The sequence below is a fragment of the Oribacterium asaccharolyticum ACB7 genome, assembly GCF_000238075.1.
GTDB classification, from domain to species: domain Bacteria; phylum Bacillota; class Clostridia; order Lachnospirales; family Lachnospiraceae; genus Oribacterium; species Oribacterium asaccharolyticum.
In genome coordinates this window covers 1-1649 of record NZ_JH414510.1, presented here as the reverse complement: position 1 = coordinate 1649, position 1649 = coordinate 1, and the positions used below count along the sequence as shown (strand labels likewise).

The 1649-nt window shown below is 38.9% G+C and carries 1 protein-coding gene; it reads right to left on the bottom strand.

Annotation, left to right across the window (positions count from 1 at the left end):
• Positions 1-104: 104 nt before the first annotated feature.
• Positions 105-1550 carry an ISLre2 family transposase gene (locus HMPREF9624_RS11315; RefSeq protein WP_009537858.1) on the bottom strand — a complete coding sequence of 482 codons (1446 nt, stop codon included), beginning with the start codon at positions 1548-1550 and terminating at the stop codon, positions 105-107.
• Positions 1551-1649: the final 99 nt, after the last annotated feature.

Sequence of the window (1649 nt, the reverse complement as noted above, 5' to 3'; positions counted from 1 at the left end):
ATGGAGTAAACTTACTGTCAGTTAACGAGCTTCAAAAATACACCTTGATATAGGTCCTCAACTTTTCAATTATCTTATTATCATTTTTATGTCATGTCAAAATTTTATAATAAACGGAGGTGGTTCCGTATGGAGAAAGTCTTCTTAACCGTTTCTCCCGGAATTGATGCATGGAGCCCATCTATATATTTCTTTGACGCATCATAGTGCTCTTTTAACACATCTCTAAGTCTTATTTCCTTTACACTTATCCCTTCTGTTCCGGTCGCTTCCAGCTTTCTTTCTTCTCGACCTATCCGCACCAACTGAAGAAGCTTCTCTCTTCCATAGTTTCTCTCATAACACCTTAGCTTACTCATCTTGTCAGCACCCTTTTGGCTCCATGATAGAGGTCTTGAACTTAAGCGGTCAGATAACACATGACTTACATGACTCTCTGCACTACAGCCTTGTACAAGCTTGTTTCTTAGTGTTCTTCTGATAGCCGCCCAATTCTCTAACACATACGTCCGCAAACTTTCTATTCTCTCCGCATTTCTCCCTGATGCCGCCATACAATCTATATATTTTGAGAATGAAGCCTTAGTGGAATGCTTAGAGTATAATAAATGCCATAATTCTTCTTTAGCGATATCCTTTTCATCTAACATCTGCGCTGCAGCCTGATTAATATATTTCATCAAGTGAAATTTATCTGCACAAAAGACTGCCTTTTCAATGAACTCCGTCCCATTCTTTATCCACTGGGCTCCGTCACCACTAATAAATACTTTCTTTAAGTTCTCTTTATCATATGTCTTTTCAATGTAGTCAGAAACCTTAGCCCAAAGGCATGCATTTCCTTCTTTTCCAGGATAAAGGCCGGCAAAATAAAAGCTATTTTTGAGTTCTTTTCTTCCTTTACAGCCGGATTCAAACTTTCCTTCGTGCACATAAATCAGCTTAGAAATAAAGCTCTTATTATCCTTGGACTCCTTGCCATGCTGTTCTGCAATGTGGTCTTCATCTGCCTCAATAAAAAGATACTCCACTTGCTTCTTGCCGGAAAGACCCTCAAGTGTAACACTATCTGTTAGACCATGTATTTTATTCATCACTGTGGTCTTGCTAATTCTTTGCTTGGATGGCAGTACATTTGTCGCCTCACGATAGCTTGTTTTTAATGCCTCCGTGAGTAGCATTACCTCAGCTTCTTCACTAAACCGCTCATGAGAATCCAACCCTATAAGTTCTTCCAGCAAGTATGAGTGACCTCCTTGCTCTGCTTTCCTCTTGAAATACGTACAATCAAACACCACATCTCCAACAGAGGTAATCAGCGTCCGCTTATCGACCCTCTGAATGTTAAAACGCTCTTTTCTGGCTCCGCAATCACTAAGCATTGAGTTCATTCTTGAAAGAACTTCACCCAAGAAAGAAGCAGAAAAAGCCTCTGTAGAGCTTTTCACAGACCTCTCCAGAGAACTAAAGTCCTTAGGATTTTCAAAAAATTTGTTCTCTGCATCAAGTAAACCTTTTACCAAAACCTCTAATAGTGCTACAATATCCATGAGAGTAGTCTCCTTTGCATAGTTTTTTAGTCGAAACCATTGTATCAAAGGATTAATGATTACTCTCTTTTTATTTCTTTATCAACTGACAAAATCTTT

What these genes read in the sequence shown, in the direction of transcription:
- HMPREF9624_RS11315 (WP_009537858.1), bottom strand. Translation starts at nt 1,550, where the DNA reads ATGGATATTGTAGCACTATTAGAGGTTTTGGTAAAAGGTTTACTTGAT.